This window comes from Methylocystis sp. (assembly GCF_021731785.1).
Taxonomy (GTDB): domain Bacteria; phylum Pseudomonadota; class Alphaproteobacteria; order Rhizobiales; family Beijerinckiaceae; genus Methylocystis.
In genome coordinates this window covers 1-3,375 of the sequence record NZ_JAKFWS010000135.1, presented here as the reverse complement: position 1 = coordinate 3,375, position 3,375 = coordinate 1, and the positions used below count along the sequence as shown (strand labels likewise).

Annotated in this window: 5 protein-coding genes and 1 pseudogene; 2 read left to right on the top strand and 4 right to left on the bottom strand. The window is 61.2% G+C overall.

The window, feature by feature from the left end:
- Both QZ964_RS18425 and QZ964_RS18420 read right to left on the bottom strand, forming a co-directional pair.
- Window positions 1–604 (bottom strand): F0F1 ATP synthase subunit A (locus tag QZ964_RS18425; protein WP_292533395.1); only part of this gene is annotated, 604 nt, incomplete at its 3' end.
- Between the two features lie 57 nt (window positions 605–661).
- Entirely contained in the window at window positions 662–997 is a 336-nt protein-coding gene (locus QZ964_RS18420) for an AtpZ/AtpI family protein (protein ID WP_292533394.1), read from the bottom strand.
- Between the two features lie 311 nt (window positions 998–1,308).
- Between QZ964_RS18420 and QZ964_RS18415 the strand changes: the two genes are divergently transcribed.
- Complete coding sequence (locus QZ964_RS18415) at window positions 1,309–1,908, top strand: CPBP family intramembrane glutamic endopeptidase (protein ID WP_292533392.1); 600 nt, start codon at window positions 1,309–1,311, stop codon at window positions 1,906–1,908.
- On the opposite strand, the gene QZ964_RS18410 is transcribed toward QZ964_RS18415, so the two are convergent.
- Window positions 1,863–2,564 carry a ceramidase domain-containing protein gene (locus QZ964_RS18410; protein ID WP_292533391.1) on the bottom strand — a complete coding sequence of 234 codons (702 nt, stop codon included), beginning with the start codon at window positions 2,562–2,564 and terminating at the stop codon, window positions 1,863–1,865. The genes QZ964_RS18415 and QZ964_RS18410 overlap by 46 nt on opposite strands.
- A gap of 157 nt (window positions 2,565–2,721) precedes the next feature.
- Between QZ964_RS18410 and QZ964_RS18405 the strand changes: the two genes are divergently transcribed.
- Entirely contained in the window at window positions 2,722–3,105 is a 384-nt protein-coding gene (locus QZ964_RS18405) for a hypothetical protein (RefSeq protein WP_292533390.1), read from the top strand.
- Window positions 3,106–3,212: 107 nt separating this feature from the next.
- On the opposite strand, the pseudogene QZ964_RS18400 reads toward QZ964_RS18405, so the two are convergent.
- A pseudogene (locus tag QZ964_RS18400) lies at window positions 3,213–3,375 on the bottom strand (IS5/IS1182 family transposase); the annotation flags it as partial.

The following is a 3,375-nucleotide window of genomic DNA, read 5'->3' as shown; positions in this document are numbered from 1 at the left end:
CCACGAAGCCGCCGAACACGGCCAGCGTGATGTGGCCGGCAAGGATATTGGCGAAGAGACGGACGGAGAGCGACACCGGCCGCGACAGGAAGGAGATGATCTCGATCGGCACCAGCACGACGAGCACCGGCAGCGGCACGCCATGCGGAACGAAAAGATTGAGAAAGCCGAAGCCGTGGCGATAGAGGCCGTAAAGAACCACGAGCGAGATCACCACCACCGCGAAGGCGAAGGTGACGACGATCTGGCTTGTCACCGAATAGGTATAGGGGACGAGCCCGATCAGATTGGCGATGAGGATGAAGGAGAACAGCGTGAAGACGAAGGGAAAGAACTTCATCCCTTCCGTCCCGGCGGTCTGGCGCACCATGCCGGCGACGAATTCATAAAGCATCTCGGCCATCGCCTGCACCCGGCCCGGCACGATCGCCTTCTTGGAGGTCGCAAGGAGCATCAGCGCAACGACGCCGAGCGCGGCGAGCAGCATGAACAGCGATGCGTTGGTGAACGACGTCTCGACGCCGTTGATTTCGAAAGGCCACAGCCGATGCAGCTCGAATTGCTCGATGGGATTGGGCTTGGCGGCTGCTTCTTCCGGATTCATCGCTCTTTCCGAACGTCGCCGCCCGGCCCTGCTTGACGCGCTACGACGCGCCTTGTTCTACTCTTCGCCCGGCGCTTTCGGCTTCGCCACGCGATAGACGTTCCAAAACCCCGCCGCGACGCCCAGTCCCAGCATGACGATCAGGAGCCATGGCGCCGTGCCAAGCCACTTATCCGCCTGCCAGCCGATCAACGCGCTGACCAACACCGCCCCGACGAATTCGGAGAAGGCGTTGAGGCCCACGCGCATCGCGCGCGTAAAGCCTTTGCGCTCCGTCTGCGGCGCGACTTCGGCGGCCTTCTCTTCGTCGACCTTGCGCAAGGCCGCGTTGAGCTTTTCGAGCCGCGCGTTGAGCGCCGCGCGCTCCGCGTCTTCCTCATCCTCGTCGCTCATCGGCGTTTTCGCCTCGCCTATTGCGCCACGCGCAAAAATTTAACGATGGCGCGTCGCCGCGCGACGGGAAAGTCGAACCGTTCGGGAGACGGCAAGAAACTCTCAGCCTTGCGGCCAATCCTTTCGAGCCGGGCGCAACATATTTGCGGGCTTTCATTTAGTCAAGGCGAGGCTCGCCAGCGTAACTTATTGTATTTATTTTACATTTGTTAGCATGCGGCCATCTGCTGCCGGATCAGGCGCCGCGACGCGTCAAATTGCCGGCGCTGGCGGGTGCGGAACTGTGACAGGGTCAAATTTGTTACGCTTTTATGACGCTCAATCCGAGAAACTTGGGGCCGCTGTTCGCCTTCCTGCTCCTGCTGCTCGCGCCGAGCCTGGCGATCGCCGGCGGCGCGCTGTCGTTTCATTTGCGCTTCGAGGCGCTGCTCGTCGTTTCCCTGCTTTGCGTCGCCGCCTGCGTGCTCGGCGGCTATTCCTTCGCCGAACTCGGCCTCGGGGCGCCGAGAGGCGCCCGCGCCTGGCTGATCTGCGGCGCGCTGACCTGCCTTCTGCTGGCGGCGATCGTCGTCGAGGCGCAGTTTCTCGGCCATCCCCATGCGCCGCCGAACTGGATCGCCTTCGCGCCCTTCTATGTGCTCGTGTCGAGCCCCTGCCAGGAAATCGTCTGCCGGTCGATCCCCAAGCTGATCGCCGATCGGCTGCAGATGAGCGGCCGACATTACGTGCTGTTTTCGTCGGCGGTGTTTTCGCTGATGCATGGCGCCTATGGCGATCCCGTCCTGCTCGCCAACACATTTCTCGCGGGAGTCGCCTGGAGTATGGCTTATCTTTTTACGCGCAACGTCTGGCCGCTGACCGCTTCTCACGCGGCGGTCGGCTCTTTCGCTTTCTGGATCGGACTCGCCTGATCGTCGCGACGCGGTCCGGCGACAATCGCCGCGCGCAGCAACAGCCAAAGCACGCAGGCGTTGAGCAGGTGCCAGACAAAATGCGCGCCGAGCGGAAACATGGGACAGACCGCCCGGTCGATCGTCCTAAAGACCAGCGAAATTGCGAAAAGCAGCGCTGCGGCGGCAAGCGCGCGCGCCATCTCGCGTTGTCCGCCCTGCCGCCAGAGCAGCGCGGCGAAGATTGACAGCGCGGCGAGCGCCGGCAGATAGCCGACCGACCTGTTCAGCGCTTCGAACGTCCCCGCGAAAGATGAGCCGGCGGCGAAAGCGAGCGTAATCGCCGCCGACAGCGCCGTCGGCAGGCGAAAATAACAGCGAAGCGCCAGCAGGAAATAGCCGTAGATGAAAATCGCAATCGGGATCACGTCGAGCAGCATGGCGGCGCGCGTCGCGATTGTATGGAAGATGAAACTGCCAACGCCGACCGAGGCGGTGACGATGATGAGCGCAAGCGCGGAATAATCCGCCCCGCCCCGCCGTCGCCAAAGCAGAAAGCCCGCCGCGGCGGCAATGATGAAAGCGAAATTGCTTAAGGCGTTCGCCGGCTCCGCCCAGAAGGCCGGGCTTTGCCGCTCGCAATAGTCCATAACCGGCGCGTGCAGTATATTGCGCATTTCGATGCCCAGCTATTACGGCTCCGCTGCGAGGACTGGCGGGGGATTTACTGCCCCCTCATTTCCACCTGATTCAATTCTTCGGGGCGTCGTCGCCAGTTGACTCTTCGCAAATATGTGCTTCGATTGTGTTTTCAAATGGATTGGATTTCTGGAGATGTTACTTATTGAGCCGACAACGCGAGCCGAAGAAGAACTTCTCGGCAACGCAAGATGGGGCAAAGAGACTGATTGCTCCACATTTTCTTCCTCGGAAAGGGAGGTCCGATCCGAATTCCTGCGAGCGTTGATGCTCGGCGGTGTTCTCGATAAGTCTGGGAACGAGCCGACGCGCTGCATCGGCGCTGTGAAGCTAACAGGCGCTGTCATCAGTGACCGACTCGATCTGTCCCAGCTCGGGCATGCCAGCGTACCGCTGCCAAGTATAATCTTCAAAAATTGCGATATCAGAGGTGACGTTGATCTTTCGGGTGCGAGGATCGGCGATGTTGAACTGAATAACTGGACGCCTCCAATTACCCTGTTTTCTGGGGGTCGATAACGCGGCATGAGGCGGACCGACGTCTTCGCCCAGGGTGACATTTGGCCTTGCTGCGTCCCGTGCGTCCTTGCCTGAAGAGCGGGGGCCATTCCCGGCGCTCATATTCCTTACGCGGGTGCGCCTCGCTCGTGCAGCCAGACGAAGCGGCGCATGTTGTAGGCGAGATTGGCCAGGCCGATTTTCACCTTGGCTCGCGCGATCCCAATGGTTCGAACGCAAAGGCCCATCAATCCCTTCTGATGCGCGAAGACGTGCTCGACGGCAGATCGA